The sequence below is a fragment of the Microbacterium sp. P2_F9 genome, from assembly GCF_056403635.1.
This window is the reverse complement of the sequence record NZ_JBFUFC010000005.1, coordinates 16768-32394: the sequence shown is the minus strand read 5'-3', so window position 1 is coordinate 32394 and position 15627 is coordinate 16768. Positions and strand designations below refer to the sequence as shown.

The following is a 15627-nucleotide window of genomic DNA, read 5'->3' as shown; positions in this document are numbered from 1 at the left end:
CATGACTCAGACAACCACCCTCCTCCAGCTCGCGGAAGTGGACCAATTCGGCGAGCGACGGGCCAAGCGCCTGCTGCGACGCCGGCGCCGCGGGCAGGCCGATCGCAAGGGCATCGTCGCCCGGACGATCATCGCCGTCGTCGTGTGCGCCATCGTCATCTTCCCGCTCTACTGGATGCTCGTCATGGCCTTCTCGCCGCGTGGCGAGGTCTTCTCCTCCGAGCTGCGCTTCTGGCCGAGCGAGATCACGTTCGACAACTTCGAGAGGATCTTCCGGCGCTTCGACGTGACCCTGTGGTTCCAGAACTCGGTGGTCATMGGGCTGTTCGTGACGGCGCTCACCGTGTTCGTGAATCTGCTCGCCGGCTACGCGTTCGCGCGGCTGCAGTTCCGGGGGCGGAACACGATCTTCCTCCTGACCCTCGCCACGATGATGATCCCCGTCCAGGCGATCATGGTGGCCCAGTTCAAGCTCGTCTCGGGCCTGGGCATCTATGGAACGTACTGGGGCGTGATCCTGCCGGGCGCGGCCGCAGCCTTCGGCATCTTCCTGGCGCGGCAGTTCTTCATCGGCATCCCCGAAGAGATCCTGGAGGCCGCACGCATCGACGGCGCCGGCCAGATACGCACCTTCATGCAGGTGGTGCTGCCGCTGTGCAAGCCGCTGATCGCGGTGCTCACGCTGCTGACGCTGATGTCGAGCTGGAACGACTTCGCGTGGCCGCTCATCGCCCTGAAGGACAACGAGCTGTTCACGCTGCCGATCGGTCTGCTCTACCTCAAGAACCAGACGGCCCCGGAATACGAGTCGATCATGGCCCTCGCTCTGATCTCGGTCCTGCCCATGGTGATCCTTTTCCTCATGTTCCAGCGCTACTTCGTGCAGGGCTTCGCCCGGAGCGGGATCAAGTGACCCTGACGTACCTGTGCACCCTGGACCTGCCCGACGAGTGGTTCGACCAGCTCGCCGCGCGCGTGCCCGACCTGCGGATCCATCGACTCGACCTCGGCGGGCACCCTTCCCCAGCACTGCTCGCCGAGGTTGACCTGCTGCACACCAGCGAGTGGTTCCCGGAGGCCGCACAGGTGCCGGCGCTGCGGTGCGTTCAGCTGGACACGTCCGGCGTCGATCACGTGCGCCGCACTTCGCTGTGGGATACCGACATCCCCATCGCGACCCTCGGTGGCATCGCCCCCGTGCCGATGGCCGAGTACGCGATGATGACGATCCTCGAGCTCGCGCACCGGATGCCGCTGATCCAGCAGCTGCGCGACGGTCGCGAGTGGCCGACGAACGCCGACCGGCTCGCGCACCTCACCCCCCGTCAGCTCGCCGGCGCGACGGTCGGGATCGTCGGCTACGGGCGGATCGGGCGGGAGATCTCGCGGCTCGCGTCGGCATTCGGGATGCGGGTGCTCGGCCTCAAGCGGACGGTGCCTGATGCCGCGGCATCCGGCAAGTTCGACACCGGCCGCCGCAGCGCTGACGAGGACCCCACCGAGCTGTTCGGGATGGATCGCCTCGACGACGTGCTCGCGCAGAGCGACATCCTCGTCGTGGTGGTCCCGCTCACCGAGCTCACGCGCGGGATGCTGGGCGCAGCGCAGCTGGATCGGCTCCCGCACGGCGCGCTCGTGGTGAACATCGCACGCGGCGGCATCCTCGATGAGGCGGCCCTGCTCGAGCGGCTGCGCGACGGCCGCATCGCCGCGGCGGCGCTCGACGTCTTCGACGACGAGCCCCTGCCGGCGACTTCTCCGTGGTGGTCCGAGCCGAACACGCTCGTCACGCCCCACGTCGCGGGGCTCGCGCCGCAATATCATGCACAGACGCTCGACCTCGTGGTCGAGAACCTGACCAGGCTCGCCGAAGGGCGTCCGGTACTGAATGAGGTCGATCGTGTCTCCGGCTACTGAACCCCTGCTCGGCGCGAAGCGCCAGCGTGAGCTGCTCAACTTCATCCGCGCCTACGGTGCCGGCTCGGTCGCCGAGATGTCGCGCCTGCTCGGCGTGAGCACGTCCACCGTGCGACGTGACCTCAACGAGCTGCAGGAGCGCGGGCTCATCGAGCGCGTGCACGGCGGAGCGGCGCACGTAAGCGACGATGTCGAGCCGCTGCGGCCGCTGCGCGAAGTCGCCTTCGCCGAGGAGAAGCGCCGCATCGGCCAGGCCGCCGCACGGCACGTATCGGACAACTCGACGGTGCTGATCACCGGCGGGACCACGACCGAGGCGATGCTGCCGTTCCTCGGCACGGTGAGCGGACTGACGGTGCTCACGAACAGCCTCAGCGTCGTGAACCGGGTCTCGCAGTACAGCGACATCGCGATCATCGTGCTGGGGGGCGTGCTGCGCCGGCAGGAGATGAGCCTGCTCGGTCACCTCACGATCGCAGGACTCGACGAGTTCGGCATCGACCAGGTCTTCACCGGCGCCTTCGGCATCGACCCCGAGATCGGCGTGACGGGGACCAACCTCAGCGAGACCCAGACCGATAGGTCGCTCATCTCCTCCGCTCGGGAGCTCATCCTGCTCGCCGACCACAGCAAGCTGTCGCAGCGCGGGCCTGCCCGGCTCGTGCCGACCAGCGCGATCACGACGCTCCTCACCGACGATGCCGCAGACGCCGGCATCATCGAGCGCTTCCGTGCCGCGGGGGTGAGCGTCGAGACATGCTGACCACCGCTGCCCGCCTGCTGCAGGCGGGGGACGGCGCGCGCCTGCCCGCGCTCGCCGCCTTCAACGTCATCACGCTGGAATACGCCGAAGGGATCGTCGCCGGCGCCGAGCGCGCCGGTCTTCCCGTGCTCTTGTCCGTCAGCCACAATGCGGTGCGGTTCCACGGCGCGCTCGCGCCGCTCGCGGCGGGATGCCTCGCCCTGGCCGAGTCCGCAGGCGTACCGGTCGGCCTGCACCTGGATCACTGCGAAGACGCCTCGCTGATCGAGGAGGCCGCCCGCCTGGGCTTCGGGTCGGCGATGTTCGACGCCTCGCTCCTCCCTTACGACGAGAACGTCGCGCAGACCGCCGCGGTGACGGCCCGTGGCCATGAGCTCGGCATCTGGGTCGAGGCGGAGCTCGGCGAGATCGGCGGCAAGGACGGCGCGCATGCGCCGGGAGTGCGCACCGATCCGGAGGAGGCGGCCGGGTTCGTCGCCGCGACCGGCGTCGACGCGCTCGCCATCGCGGTCGGGACGTCACACGCCATGACCGAGCGCACCGCGCATCCCGATGACGACCTCATCTCGCGGATCGCTTCGGCCGTTGCCGTACCACTCGTGCTGCACGGCTCGTCCGGCGTCTCGGACGATGGTCTTGCCGCGGCGGTCGCCGCCGGAATCCGCAAGGTCAACGTCGGCACTCAGCTCTCCGCCGCCTACACCGGGGCGCTCATCTCGGGGCTCGGCCCCGGTCCCGATCCGCGCAGAGCCCTCGCGGCTGCTCGCGAGGCGATCGCCGGCGATGTCGAGCGCCTGCTGCGCATCATCTCGATGCCTGCACCCCTCCTCTCCTGAACTCCCGAAAGGAAACTCATGTCCGCGACAGTCAGCGGGCCCTCGTCGCACGACGGCGAGGCCACCGCCGCCCAGCTTCTCGCCGCCGGCGACATCGTCGGTCTGATGCGCGCCTGCCACGACCGCCGCCTCGAACGCGAGGGCATCCCGATGGTGCTCGGCTTCGTCGACGAGCGGGGGACGATTCCCGCCGCGTCCGATCCGGCGCAGATCGCCGAAGGCGGCGCGTACGCCGACGTGTTCGACCGCTATTCCGCCGCGCTGGTGCCGTTCGCACGCGACGAGGACGAAGGCGCCGTCATCGCCGCGATGCAAGTGGTGGCGTACACGCACTTCGCGCCCGGCGCGGCGCCGATCACCGACCCCGCGGGTGCCGAGGCATCCGCCGCCGAAGGAGCCTGACGTGACCCAGCCGTCGTTCACCGCCCAGCGCGAGCAGCTGCGCCGCGGGCACTTCATCCGCGTGGTCAACTACCACTCGACCCCTCGCGGCGCGCGGGACGAACTCGCCAAGGAGCTCGCCGGATTCGCCCGCGACTACGCGCCCGTCACCCTCGACGATCTCGATCGGCTCTTCGACACCGGCTCGTGGCACAAGGACAAGCCGGGGCTCATCCCGGTGTTCTACGAGGGATACCGCAACTCCGCGACGGTCGCCGCGCCCCTCTGCGACGAGTTCGGCCTCACCGGCTGGTTCCCCATCGCGACATCGTTCGTGGACTGCGACCCCGAGCACCAGGAGGCCTTCGCCCGCGCGCACTGGATCTCACTCGTCGAGGAGGACGCTCAGGGCGGGCGCATCGCGATGAACTGGGACGAGGTCCACGACCTCTCGAAGCGACACGTGATCTATCCGCACACGGCGCACCACGAGGGATTCGACACCGTGCTGTCGGACGCCGACATCGAGCGCGAGGTCGTCGAGTCGAAGCGGCAGCTCGAGGCTGTCACCGGTCAGCCCGCGCCCGCCTTCGTGTGGCTGCACGGCTCGTCTTACGGCCAGAGCCCCCGCCACGACGCCGCGGTGAAGGATGCCGGCTACCGCTACCAATTCGCCAACACGATGATCCACCGCGTGAACTGACTCCCAGCGCAGCGCCGCCCCACCCCCAAGGGGAGCGCTGTGACCCCAGCGCAGCGCCGTCCCGTCCCCCAGCGGGCGGCGCTGCGCGCTTCTTCGCACGCCGTGAGAGAGAAGCGTGCCGGCGGGTTCAGATTCGCCGGATGCCGAGGTGCATGATGCCGCCGGAGCGGTCGCGCCAGGTCAGCTCGGTCGTGCCGCCGTTGCGGAGGGATGCCGCGGCGCGGGCCGTGCCCGGTTCGAGGGCACCCGGGGCGACGCCGGCGGCGACGACCGCCGTGGTCGCGTCGTCGGGCAGACCGGGACCGTCCTGGGCGGGCAGCCACGCGCGMGACGGATAGCCGTCCGGCGGCGAGACGCGGTGGCTGATCGCGCCGGCGGCGTCCACGACGGTCACTCCGAGCGTGCCCTCCCGATGCGACGCGCCGAAGCGCGTGACGTCGGCCGTGGCATCCGTGCTCCGTCTTTGAAAACCGGGACCCGGGGACCAGTACCAGCTCTCGAGCACACCGTCCTCGGCGAGCGCGAGCACTTCGAGGTGGTCGGGGCCGAGCGTGGATTGCAGGATCAGCGAATCGAGGTAGCGATGGCCCCGAGCGAAGGGGAGTCCGGCGCTCCATGATCCCGGMGGAACGTCAGGCGTCTCGAGCGGATCCGTGTCGAGGTCGGCGTTGAACCAGAACACCCACAGCCCGTCGGAGCGGTCGCACGCGACGAGTTCAAGGTTTCCGCGGGCGCCGTAAACCCCTTGCGTGAGGCTGACGGCCCCCGCAGTGGGGCGGTCCGGACCGACGAGAAAAGGTTCACGTGAAAGCATCTGATTATTCTTGCTCATTTCTGCGCGTTTGTGACAGACTGTCCGCAACGCATCCGGGTCCGAAGGAGAATCATGAGAATCGCTCGCGCCGTCATCGACGGCAGCCCTCGCATCGTGGTGAAGGATGCGGGCTCGGTCCGGGTCGCCCCCGTCGATCACGCGGACGACGCCCTGGCCGCGGTCGCCTCCGTCGGATCCGGCGCTTCGGCTTCCTGGGAGCCGCTCGACGAGGCATCCCTGGTTCTCGCCACGCCGGTCGCAGGAGCCGGCAAGATCATCGCCGTCGGCCTCAACTACGCCGATCACACCAGCGAGACCGGCTTCACGCAGCCGGAGCGTCCCCTCACCTTCGCGAAGTACACCACATCGCTCACCGGCCCGAACGATGACATCGTCGTACCCGGTCACCTCACCCAGCAGGTCGACTACGAGGCGGAGCTCACGCTGCTCATCGGCCGCCGGTGCGGCGGAGCCACCCCCGCCACTCTGGACGACGTCGCCGCGTATACCGTCGCGAACGACGTGTCGGCTCGAGACGTCCAGTTCGGCGACGTGCAGTGGACGCGCGGCAAGTCGTTCGACACCTTCACCCCGCTCGGACCGTGGCTGGTCACCGCCGACGAGTTCGGCGACCCCTCCGGTCACCGGATCTACACCGAAGTCAACGGCGAGACCCTGCAGGACGACTCGACGTCCGAGCTCATCTTCGACATCCCCGCTCTGCTCGCCTTCATCTCCGATGGTGTGACGCTCGAGCCCGGCGATCTGATCCTCACGGGCACGCCCGCCGGGGCGGGCGCCTTCCGCACCCCGCCTCGCTACCTGGAGGATGGCGACGAAGTCGTCTGCGGCGTCGAGGGCATCGGCGAGCTGCGCAACCGAGTGACCGTCCGCTGATCGGGAGCAGGAACATGACCACTGATACCCGCGTCCTCGTCCTCATCGGCGCCGGCTCCGCCGTCTTCACCCGCGGCCTCCTCGCCGACCTCATCGGTGCGGAGGACCTCGGCGCCTGGGAGATCCGACTCGTCGACGTCGACACCGAGAACCTGAACATCGCCGCCGATCTTGCCGAGCAGATGGTGGCCGCGCGCGGGGCCGGGGGCACGATCCGCGTCACGCGCTCGACCGACCGCCGCGCTGTGCTTCCGGGCGCCGACTTCATCGTGACGTGCGTCGGCGTGGGCGGGCGACCCGCATGGCAGCTCGACCACGAGATCGTGCAGAAGCACGGCATCTATCAGCCGGTCGGCGACTCGATCATGCCGGGCGGCATCTCACGGCTCCTGCGCACGACTCCGGTGCTCGTCGAGATCGCCCAGGACATCGCCGAGCTCGCGCCCGACGCGTTCTTCTTCAACTACTCCAATCCGATGACCGCGAATGTGCAGGCGATCCACCAGCAGACGGGCCTCGACGTGGTGGGCCTCTGCCACGGCATGCACCACATCCAGCGCGAGCTCGCGCAGCTCATCGGTGCGCCGTTCGAGCGCACCTCGACGCTGTACGCGGGCATCAACCACCTGACGTTCATCTACGACTTCCGCCTCGACGGCAAGGATGCCTGGCCCTTGATCCGCGAGCGCGTGCAGCGTGAACTCGCCGAGGCGCCAGACCCCGCCGACATCGGCAACATCTTCTACGAGACGCCGACCGCGTGGCACAACCCCTTCGCGTGGGAGCTGTTCGAGCGCTACGGGGCGTTCGCGGCGGCCGGCGACCGGCACGTCGTCGAGTTCTTCCCGGAGCGGTTCTGGCAGGGGGACTACTACGGCAAGAAGCTCGGCATCGACGCCTTCTCGCTCCCCGAGATCCTGGAGTGGGGCGAGAACCGCTATCAGGGGATGCGCCGTCAGGCGACCGGCGAGGAACCGCTCGACCAGTCCATCTTCGAGCGCTCGGGCGGTGAGCAGGAGCAGCTCATCGCGATCATCCGCTCCATCACGTTCGACTCACGCGAGATGTTCAGCTGCAACGTCGTCAACAACGGCCTCGTGCCGGGCCTGCCGGACTGGTCGGCGGTGGAGATCCCCGGCGTCGCGACGGCGCGCGGCATCCGCCCCATCGCGGTGCCCGACCTGGGCAAGCCCCTCACCGCGATCCTCGCGCGCCGGCTCACCTCCGTCGACCTCGCGGTCGAGGGGGCCTTGAACGGCGATCGGGACCTCGTCATCGAAGCCATGATCGCCGATGGCGCGTTGTTCGATGCCGACAAGGCGGCAGCCCTGACCGACGATCTGATCGCCGCCCAGGCACAGCACCTGCCGAGGTTCTCATGAGCGCCGAGAACATGGGGTCGACCGGTCTGACGGACCGGCCGTGGGGCGATGGCCTGCGCAGCCAGGTCTGGTTCGGCGACCCCGGCAAGACAGGATTCATGCACCGCTCGTGGCTGCGCAGCGAGGGCCTTCCCGACGACACCTTCGAGGGTCGTCCGGTCATCGGCATCGCCAACTCCTGGTCGGAGCTGACGAGCTGCAACATTCATCTGCGGGCGCTCGCCGAGCACGTCAAGCGGGGAATCTGGCAGGCCGGCGGCGTGCCGTTCGAGTTCCCCACCACTTCCGCCGGCGAGCCACTGGTCCGGCCCACGGCCATGCTGCTGCGCAACCTCATGGCGATGGACCTCGAAGAGACGCTCCGGATGAACCCGCTCGACGGCGTCGTGCTGCTCGCCGGGTGCGACAAGACGACTCCGGCGTACCTGATGGGCGCGGCATCCGTCGATCTGCCCACACTGCTGATCACGGGCGGTCCGATGCTCAACGGCAAGTACCGCGGAACCGACATCGGGTCGGGCACGTCGGTCTGGCGGTTCACCGAGGCCTACCGAGCCGGGCAGATCTCGGCCGAGGAAGTGCGCGAGGCCGAGGGGTGCATGGCCCGCAGTCAGGGCCACTGCATGACGATGGGCACGGCGTCGACGATGGCCTGCGTGTCGGAGTACATGGGCATGCAGCTCCMGGGCACGGCCGCGCTCGGCGCGAACGACTCGCGACGGGCGACCGCCGCGCACCTCGCCGGCCGGCGCATCGTCGAGATGGTCGCCGAAGACCTGCGCCCCTCGAAGATCCTCACGCGCGAGGCCTTCGAAAACGGCGTACGCGCCAACGCCGCGCTCGGCGGCTCGACGAACGCCGTCATCCATCTGCTCGCGCTCGCGCGCCGCGTCGGGGTCGAGCTCACCCTCGACGACTTCGACACGCTCGTGCGCGACATCCCGGTGCTCGCCGACATGATGCCGTCGGGCCGGTTCCTGATGGAGGAGTTCCAGGATGCCGGTGGCACCGCGGGACTCGCCGAGACCCTCGGCGACCTCCTGCACCGTGACACGCTCACCGTCACCGGCGCCACGCTCGGCGAGAACTACGCCGGCGCCCAGGTCTGGAACCGCGAGGTCATCCGTCCGCTCGACAACCCGGTCAAACCCGTGGGATCGGGCATCGCCGTGCTCCGCGGCAATCTCGCTCCGCGGGGCGCTGTCATCAAGCAGTCTGCGGCGACACCCCAGCTCATGGTCCATACCGGCCGGGCGCTGGTGTGGGATTCGCTGCAGCAGTACCTCGCCGACGCCGACGACCCCGATCTCGACGTCACGCCCGACGAYATCCTCATCGTGCGCAACGTCGGCCCGAAGGGCTACCCGGGCATGCCGGAGGTCGGAAACATGCCGCTCCCGCGCAAGATCCTCGAGGCGGGGGTCATGGACATGGTCCGCATCTCGGATGCCCGCATGAGCGGCACCTCCTACGGCACCGTAGTGCTGCACGTCGTGCCCGAAGCCGCCGCGGGCGGCCCGCTCGCCTTCGTGCGCACGGGCGACATCGTCTCCCTGGACGTGCCGAACCGATCGATCTCGATGGATGTCGACGACGCCGAGCTCGATCGTCGCCGCGAGTCGTGGAGCCCGCCGGTCGTCGCCGGCAGCGACCGCGGGTGGACCCGCCTGTACGTCGAGCACGTGGTGCAGGCCGACGAAGGGTGCGACCTCGACTTCCTGCAGGGCAGAAGCGGTGCCGCCGTCGGACCCCAGGCGTTCTGAATGACGGGGCGGACCGTTCTGGTCATCGGGGCGACGGGCATCCTCGCGCCCGCCGCAGCCGTGCTCAGGGATCGAGGCGAACGCGTCGTGGCAGTATCGCTTCACGGCGCGCACGACACGATCGCCGTGGATGCACAGCGGGCGGACGAGCTCGCCGCATCTCTCTCTGCAGAGCGGTGGGACGACGCACTCGTCTACGGGCCGGCGGTGACGGACTCGTCACTGGCATGTGTCAGGGCGGCCACCCCCGGTCGCTGCGTGCTGGTGCGGACCTCCGCAGCGGCAGACCCCGCACTCGGCATCCTGATCGTTCCGCGCGACACTGTGCAGCTGGGCTGGACCTCGCCTACCGAGCATCGCTGGCACACGCCGGAAGAGGTGTCGGACACGGCCCTGGCCACTCTGGCCGACGGCGCACCGCGCACGCTCGGCGCGGTGCGGCCGTGGAGCGACCGCCCGTGATCGTCGCCCTCGCGCTCTCGCCGAGTCTCGACGTCACCTACGAGGTGGATGGCCTGCGCCGCGGCGAGATCACGCGTCCGACCGCGGTGACGCGCGTCGCCGGAGGGAAGGCGCTGAATGTGGCCCGCGTGGCCCATGCGCTCGGCGCGGACGTGCGGGTGGTGGTTGCGCTGGGCGGCCACACCGGGTCATGGATCGCCGAGCTGCTCGCGGCCGACGACGTGCCCGCTGACGTGGTGCCCCTCGCCGGGATCACTCGGGTCAGCTCGGCGATCGTCGAGTCGGGTGCCGCGACCTCGAGCACCGACCTGTACGAGCCGGCGACGCCTGTGCGGCCTGAGGAGTGGGAGAGGTTCCAGGATGCCGCGGTCGCCGCGGTCGCCGGGCGGGCGTCCTGGGTCGCGATCTCCGGGTCCTTGCCGGCCGGTATCGAGGCCGGCCAGGTGGCGGCGCTTCTCTCGACGCTGCGGCAGGCCGGCGCCCGAATCGCGGTGGACAGCTCCGGGGCCGGGCTGCGTGCGATGATCGCGGCAGCCGATCTGGTGAAGGTGAATCGTTCGGAGGCCGAGGAGCTTCTCGGTGCCCAACATCCGGATGCCGCGAGCGCGGCCGCCGCGCTGTGTGCACGATACGGCTCGGACGCGGTCGTGACCGACGGCGTCCGGGGCGGGGCCGCGCTCCTGTCCGGGGTGGCGCACGCCATCGCCCCTCCAGGCGCACTCGGCCGGTTCTCGGCGGGGAGCGGCGACGCCTTCCTCGGCGGACTGCTGACCGGCTTCGATCGCGGGGTCGCGGCATCCGATGCTCTCGACCTGGCCCGCGACGCGGCTGAACGCAACGCCCGCGTGGCCGGTCAGGGCATCCTGTCGTCATGAACCAGGTCGGCTACTGACCCTGCGGCGCCTGCTGCGTGATGCGCCGGAATGCTTCGCGCGCGAGCACCAGGTCCTCCCATGCCATGCCGACCGACTTGAAGACCATCGGTCGGGAGGCGGGAATCGGAGCATTCCCATTCACGAGGTCAGTGAGCGAGACGAGTGATTCGGCTGCGATGGCGCCCTCCGCGATGGCCATCACGACGTCTCCGGCCTCCTGGAGCGCCACGCCCACATCCTCCACGACGACCGTGGATCTTCCGAGAAGGGCTGCGTCGAGCTCGCGCTTCTCTGCATGATGCGAACCGACTGCGACGACAATCGCGTCGTCTCTCACCAAGTCGCCAGAGAACAGGGGGATCGACACAGGCGTGGCGCAGATCACCATGTTCGCGTGAGCCAAGGCGTCATTCACTGCTGCCGTATCGGCGACGGGCACCTGGCGGGCGCCCTGCCACCCCGGTGGGAGTCTTCTAGGCGAACGCGCAACGATTGTGGCATCCAGGCGGATGCTCCTCGTTGCAAGCTCTGCTCGAAGCGCCTCGAGATGCGACATCCCCTGAACGCCCGCCCCGAACACGACCACCCGCACCGGGGCCTCGAACTGCGCGACGCGCCCCCGCGTCGCCAGCATCGACACCGCTGCGGTGCGGATGCCGGTCAGCCCTGTCGCTTCGAGGATGGCCGCAGGCGCCGCGGTCGCACCGTCGAAGAGCACGTACACTCCCTGAATGCGCGGGACGGCTGCGCCGGCGGTCTCCGGCGCGACGGTCACCAGCTTCGTCCCGAACCACCCGTCATCATGCGAGGGCATGACCAGAAGTTCGGCACTCGCGGCCTTCAGGGCAATGCGGAGTGGATCAGCCTCCGGTCGCAGGCCACCGCGAAGTGCGCCATGCAGCGCGTCGACAGCTTCCACTGCGGGAAGCGCGTCCCGAATCTGATCCGCAGAAATCCAGCGCGGCGCGACGTGCGCTTTCACAGGCGCGAACTGCGGTTGGAGATAGGTGTCGCCCACCGCGACCACCTCCCGTTCGACACTCAATAGATGTTGTGCGGCCCGACCGGCTCGTCGCCGCGCATTCCGGCGATCTGCGCGCGCAGGGCGATGTCGTCCCACAGGCGCACCTCCTTCACCAGTGCGCCCTGGTGCAGGGTGAACTGGGAGACACCGAGCAGATCGATCGGCTTCCCGGTCCTCGGGCCGTAGTTCGGCACGCCGGTGTAGTCGCCGGTGAACTTCCACAGCACGGCGACGCGGGTGCCCGCATAGCGGACGTCGTGGTTCGCCTGAATATCGCGGATCTCGAACTGCCCGCCGGGGAAGGACTCCAGGAGGCGCAGCAGCGCACGCCGGTAGCCTTCGGGGCGGATGACGGTGCGGTTGCCGACCGTCTGGAGGACGAGATCGCGGTGGAAGTACTTCTCCACCTTCTGCAGGTCCCGGCCGTTCCAGACCGTCTGGATCATGTCGATAACCGTCTCGACCTCGGTGCGGTGCTCGTCGGGGCGCGGTCCGGAATCGCCCGCCGCGATCGGATCGACCGGGGCGGTGTCCGTCCACGTCGCGCCGTACCCGCGGAAGGCCTGCACCCGCGCGAGCTCGTCCTGATCCCTTCCGTGGTGCAGTGCGTCGGCGAGGGTGTCGCGGACCACCCATTCCTCGACCATGCGCCCCCGCCGGTACAGGCAGTTGGCGATCGTACGGCTGTGCTCGGCGCTGTGCAGGTCGCTGACGAGCACCAGGTGCGAGCTCAGGAAGGCGTCGTCGCCGCGCGCCTCCCAGATGACGTCCTCGGCCTGGGCGGTGAAGTCGGGTCCCGTAGAGATCCGCATCAGCGTGCCCTCGAGGACTTCGTCTCGGGATGTGAGCGTGCCGTACCCGCCGTGCACGATCGAATCCGGCTCGTAGTTCTCGCGGATGAACGAGATGGCGCGATCGACCCAGATGAGATCGGTGACTTCGCGGATGAAGTCGTCGGGATCCGCGAACGGGCGATAGGCAACGGGGTCGAGGGTCACTCTCTTGCTCCTTCATGTCGGCGTCGCATTCGCCGTACGCCGGATCGTCGTTTCGTCCGATGGTATGCGTATGCAGTTCAGGCGACAACCTAAGAAGACACACAGGAGCACCACTGCGCATACGTATGTAGGATGAGCAGCGTGACCACCGTCCTCGCGATCGACCAGGGCACGTCGGGGACGAAGGCGGTCGTCGTCGCGCCCGACGGGACGGTGCTCGGGCTCGCTGAGCTGCCGGTGCGGCCGGCCTATTCCGCAGGTGGCGCCGTCGAGCACGATCCCCGGCTCATCCTCGAGAGCGTCCTTGCGTCGGGACGCGCCGCCATCGCCCAGGCAGGCGTGGACGTCGACATCGTCACCCTGGCGAATCAGGGCGAGACGGTGCTCGCTTGGGACCCCGCGACGGGTGCACCGCTGACCCAGATGATCGTCTGGCAGGACCGTCGCGCGGAGAGCGTGTGCCGCGAGCTCGCCGAGCACCGCGACGAGATCGCGGACCGCACCGGCCTGGTGCTCGACCCCTACTTCTCGGCGCCGAAGCAGGCCTGGATCCGAAGGAACCTCACCGCCGAAGGGGTCGTCACCACCTCGGACGCGTGGCTGCTGCACCAGTTGACCGGCGAGTTCGTCACGGATGTGTCGACGGCGAGCAGGTCCCTCGTGACCGGGCTCGACTCGACGGAGTGGGATGCCGAGCTGCTCGCACTGTTCGGCCTGGGCGATGAACGACTGCCCGCCATCCTGCCCTCCGATGCGGTAGCCGGGTCGACGCGCATGTTCGGTCGTGACATCCCGGTCGGCGGCCTCATCGTCGATCAGCAGGCGGCGCTTCTCGCCCAGTCGGGTCTTGTTCCCGGTGAGGGGAAATGCACGTTCGGCACGGGGGCGTTCCTGGTCGCGAACAGCGGCACGGGCGCCCAGCGATCGAGCTCGGGCCTCGCGGCATCGGTCGCCTGGAGCGTCGGCGGTCGCCCCACCTACTGTCTCGACGGCCAGGTCTACACCGCGGCGTCGGCGATCCGGTGGATGGAGAACCTGGGCTTCATCGCCCACGCCGCCGACCTCGACCGGGTCTCGGAGCCGGACTCCGCCGGCGTGTTCAGTGTTMCCGCGCTCGCCGGCCTCGGCGCCCCCTGGTGGCGTCCGGATGCCCGGGCGGCCCTGTCCGGCATGAGCCTCTCGACCGGTGTCGGCCACATCGTCCGTGCCGTGCTCGAGGGGATCGCCGCCCAGGTGGCGGAGCTCGGTGAGCTGGTCGCGGGCGACATCGGGCAGCCGCTCACGCGCCTGCGCGTGGATGGCGGCCTCACCCGCAGCCGCGTGCTCATGCAGGCGGTCGCAGACCTCATGCAGATCGAAGTCGACGTCTATCCGTCCGCGCACGCGACCCCCCTCGGTGCCGTCGCGCTCGCGCGGATCGCCTACGAGCCCGGCCGCGCCCTTGAGGATTCCGTGATCGCGTGGACGCCCGCGAAGGTCTACACGCCCCGCTGGGCTGCGGAACGAGCCGCGGACTTCCGCGGGACGTGGCGTGCCCTCGCCGAATCCAGCCTCTGATCCCACGCCTCGTCCTGGAGAACACCATGAATCACCACACGGCTACTGTCGCGATCGTCGGCGGTGGGATCGTCGGCACCGCCATCCTGCACGCCCTCACGCATCGCGGTGTCGATTCTGTGCTCGTCGAGGCCGAGGCCGACCTCGCCTATCAGGCCAGCGGCACGAATTCGGGGGTGCTGCACACCGGCTTCGACTCGACGCCGGGTGACCTGGAGACCGCACTGATCCTTCGCTCGGCTCAGCTCCGCCCGGCGGTGATGGCAGCTCTCCGCGTACCGGTGCTGCACGTCGGCGCCGTCCTCGTCCCGCATCGCGACGAGGACCACGACGTCATCCGCGGACTGGCCGAGAACGCCGCCCGCAACGGCGTGACGGCGGCGATCCGATCCAGCGACGGTGCGCTGCTGGTCCCCGGAGAGTCGGTCACCGACCCGGTGGCCTTCACCCTGGCACTCGGTCGATCCGCCCTTGCGGCGGGCGCCGGCATCCTCCGCAAGGCGCGCGTCACCGCGATCGATGCTGCGGGAGAGAACCTCATCGTGCGCACCGACGACGGCCGCACCGTGACCGCGCCGTTCGTCGTCAACGCGGCCGGTCTCCACGCGGACGAGGTCGCACGCCTCATCGGCGACGACAGCTTCGAGATCTACCCGCGCAAAGGGGAGTTCTTCGTGTTCGCCCTGCCGAAAGGCCGGACGCTCGAGGAGATCATCCTTCCGGTCCCCACCAAGCGCACCAAGGGCGTCCTGGTCTTTCCGACCCTCGATGGTCGCGTCGTCTGCGGTCCCACCGCACACGACCAGTTCGACAAGGAGGACTGGAGCGTGCGGCCGGACGCGCACCGCGAGGTGCTCGACAAGGCGCTCGCGCAGCTTCCGGCGCTCGCGGGGCTCGAGCCGATCGGCACCTATGCCGGCCTGCGGCCGGCGGGTCGCGACGCGAACTACATCATCGGACCGTCACCCGTGGACGAGCGCTTCATCAACGTCGCGGCGATCCGGTCCACGGGTCTGTCTGCGTGCCTCGGAATCGCCGATCATGTGACCGGGCTGCTCCGGGAAGCAGGCGTCGAGGTAGGAGACCTTCGGCCGGCCACGCCGGTGGAGGTCGTGGCGTCGGATCGCCCTTGGTGGCAGCGCACCGCGCACCGGCGGCGCGTCGCGGCGGTGTGAACGTCGCGCCGCTCGAGACGGCGATCGGGCGGACGGCTGACGCCGTCCGCCCGACTCCWTACGCCGCGGGCTGGTCGCCT

Annotated in this window: 16 protein-coding genes; 13 read left to right on the top strand and 3 right to left on the bottom strand. The window is 69.4% G+C overall.

The window, feature by feature from the left end; translation table 11 throughout:
* Position 1: 1 nt before the first annotated feature.
* The 6 genes from AC1DVT_RS01200 to AC1DVT_RS01175 are packed head-to-tail and all read left to right on the top strand — an operon-like array spanning position 2 to position 4600.
* Positions 2 to 913: a carbohydrate ABC transporter permease gene (locus AC1DVT_RS01200; RefSeq protein ID WP_477385820.1), complete on the top strand. Its 912-nt coding sequence runs from the start codon at positions 2 to 4 to the stop codon at positions 911 to 913.
* Complete coding sequence (locus AC1DVT_RS01195; protein ID WP_477385818.1) at positions 910 to 1917, top strand: D-2-hydroxyacid dehydrogenase; 1008 nt, start codon at positions 910 to 912, stop codon at positions 1915 to 1917. The genes AC1DVT_RS01200 and AC1DVT_RS01195 overlap by 4 nt, the downstream gene beginning before the upstream one ends.
* Positions 1901 to 2680 (top strand): DeoR/GlpR family DNA-binding transcription regulator, encoded by a 780-nt coding sequence (locus AC1DVT_RS01190; protein ID WP_457101898.1) that lies wholly within the window; start codon positions 1901 to 1903, stop codon positions 2678 to 2680. The genes AC1DVT_RS01195 and AC1DVT_RS01190 overlap by 17 nt, the downstream gene beginning before the upstream one ends.
* Positions 2674 to 3516: a class II fructose-bisphosphate aldolase gene (locus tag AC1DVT_RS01185; RefSeq protein WP_477385816.1), complete on the top strand. Its 843-nt coding sequence runs from the start codon at positions 2674 to 2676 to the stop codon at positions 3514 to 3516. Before AC1DVT_RS01190 ends, AC1DVT_RS01185 begins: the two co-directional genes overlap by 7 nt.
* Before the next feature lie 18 nt (positions 3517 to 3534).
* Positions 3535 to 3918 carry a hypothetical protein gene (locus AC1DVT_RS01180; RefSeq protein WP_477385814.1) on the top strand — a complete coding sequence of 128 codons (384 nt, stop codon included), beginning with the start codon at positions 3535 to 3537 and terminating at the stop codon, positions 3916 to 3918.
* 1 nt (position 3919) lies between these two features.
* A complete protein-coding gene (locus AC1DVT_RS01175) occupies positions 3920 to 4600 on the top strand; it encodes a polysaccharide deacetylase family protein (RefSeq protein WP_477385812.1) in 681 nt (226 codons plus the stop codon).
* 127 nt (positions 4601 to 4727) lie between these two features.
* On the opposite strand, the gene AC1DVT_RS01170 is transcribed toward AC1DVT_RS01175, so the two are convergent.
* The gene (locus AC1DVT_RS01170; RefSeq protein ID WP_477385810.1) at positions 4728 to 5414 is read right to left on the bottom strand and encodes a hypothetical protein; all 687 of its coding nucleotides are present in this window, start codon (positions 5412 to 5414) and stop codon (positions 4728 to 4730) included.
* Between the two features lie 72 nt (positions 5415 to 5486).
* Here AC1DVT_RS01170 and AC1DVT_RS01165 point away from each other — a divergent pair, with 72 nt between their 5' ends.
* The 5 genes from AC1DVT_RS01165 to AC1DVT_RS01145 are packed head-to-tail and all read left to right on the top strand — an operon-like array spanning position 5487 to position 10793.
* A complete protein-coding gene (locus AC1DVT_RS01165; protein ID WP_477385808.1) occupies positions 5487 to 6311 on the top strand; it encodes a fumarylacetoacetate hydrolase family protein in 825 nt (274 codons plus the stop codon).
* 14 nt (positions 6312 to 6325) lie between these two features.
* Positions 6326 to 7693 carry a family 4 glycosyl hydrolase gene (locus tag AC1DVT_RS01160; RefSeq protein ID WP_477385806.1) on the top strand — a complete coding sequence of 456 codons (1368 nt, stop codon included), beginning with the start codon at positions 6326 to 6328 and terminating at the stop codon, positions 7691 to 7693.
* On the top strand, positions 7690 to 9456 hold the full coding sequence (locus AC1DVT_RS01155; RefSeq protein ID WP_477385804.1) for an IlvD/Edd family dehydratase: 1767 nt from the start codon (positions 7690 to 7692) through the stop codon (positions 9454 to 9456). Before AC1DVT_RS01160 ends, AC1DVT_RS01155 begins: the two co-directional genes overlap by 4 nt.
* The gene (locus AC1DVT_RS01150) at positions 9457 to 9918 is read left to right on the top strand and encodes a hypothetical protein (RefSeq protein ID WP_477385802.1); all 462 of its coding nucleotides are present in this window, start codon (positions 9457 to 9459) and stop codon (positions 9916 to 9918) included.
* Positions 9900 to 10793 (top strand): 1-phosphofructokinase family hexose kinase, encoded by an 894-nt coding sequence (locus AC1DVT_RS01145; RefSeq protein ID WP_477385800.1) that lies wholly within the window; start codon positions 9900 to 9902, stop codon positions 10791 to 10793. The genes AC1DVT_RS01150 and AC1DVT_RS01145 overlap by 19 nt, the downstream gene beginning before the upstream one ends.
* A 10-nt stretch (positions 10794 to 10803) precedes the next feature.
* Here AC1DVT_RS01145 and AC1DVT_RS01140 read toward each other — a convergent pair whose 3' ends face one another.
* Entirely contained in the window at positions 10804 to 11712 is a 909-nt protein-coding gene (locus AC1DVT_RS01140) for an ornithine cyclodeaminase family protein (RefSeq protein ID WP_477385798.1), read from the bottom strand.
* Positions 11713 to 11834: 122 nt separating this feature from the next.
* The gene (locus tag AC1DVT_RS01135) at positions 11835 to 12815 is read right to left on the bottom strand and encodes an ester cyclase (protein WP_477385796.1); all 981 of its coding nucleotides are present in this window, start codon (positions 12813 to 12815) and stop codon (positions 11835 to 11837) included.
* A gap of 141 nt (positions 12816 to 12956) precedes the next feature.
* Here AC1DVT_RS01135 and AC1DVT_RS01130 point away from each other — a divergent pair, with 141 nt between their 5' ends.
* Both AC1DVT_RS01130 and AC1DVT_RS01125 read left to right on the top strand, forming a co-directional pair.
* Positions 12957 to 14372 (top strand): FGGY family carbohydrate kinase, encoded by a 1416-nt coding sequence (locus AC1DVT_RS01130; protein ID WP_477385794.1) that lies wholly within the window; start codon positions 12957 to 12959, stop codon positions 14370 to 14372.
* Positions 14373 to 14398: 26 nt separating this feature from the next.
* Positions 14399 to 15547 (top strand): NAD(P)/FAD-dependent oxidoreductase, encoded by a 1149-nt coding sequence (locus AC1DVT_RS01125; RefSeq protein WP_457101911.1) that lies wholly within the window; start codon positions 14399 to 14401, stop codon positions 15545 to 15547.
* Positions 15548 to 15627: the final 80 nt, after the last annotated feature.

Coding starts and splice junctions, on each gene's coding strand:
- AC1DVT_RS01185 (WP_477385816.1), top strand. CDS start 2,674: ATGCTGACCACCGCTGCCCGCCTGCTGCAGGCGGGGGACGGCGCGCGC.
- AC1DVT_RS01165 (WP_477385808.1), top strand. CDS start 5,487: ATGAGAATCGCTCGCGCCGTCATCGACGGCAGCCCTCGCATCGTGGTG.
- AC1DVT_RS01180 (WP_477385814.1), top strand. CDS start 3,535: ATGTCCGCGACAGTCAGCGGGCCCTCGTCGCACGACGGCGAGGCCACC.
- AC1DVT_RS01150 (WP_477385802.1), top strand. CDS start 9,457: ATGACGGGGCGGACCGTTCTGGTCATCGGGGCGACGGGCATCCTCGCG.
- AC1DVT_RS01125 (WP_457101911.1), top strand. CDS start 14,399: ATGAATCACCACACGGCTACTGTCGCGATCGTCGGCGGTGGGATCGTC.
- AC1DVT_RS01160 (WP_477385806.1), top strand. CDS start 6,326: ATGACCACTGATACCCGCGTCCTCGTCCTCATCGGCGCCGGCTCCGCC.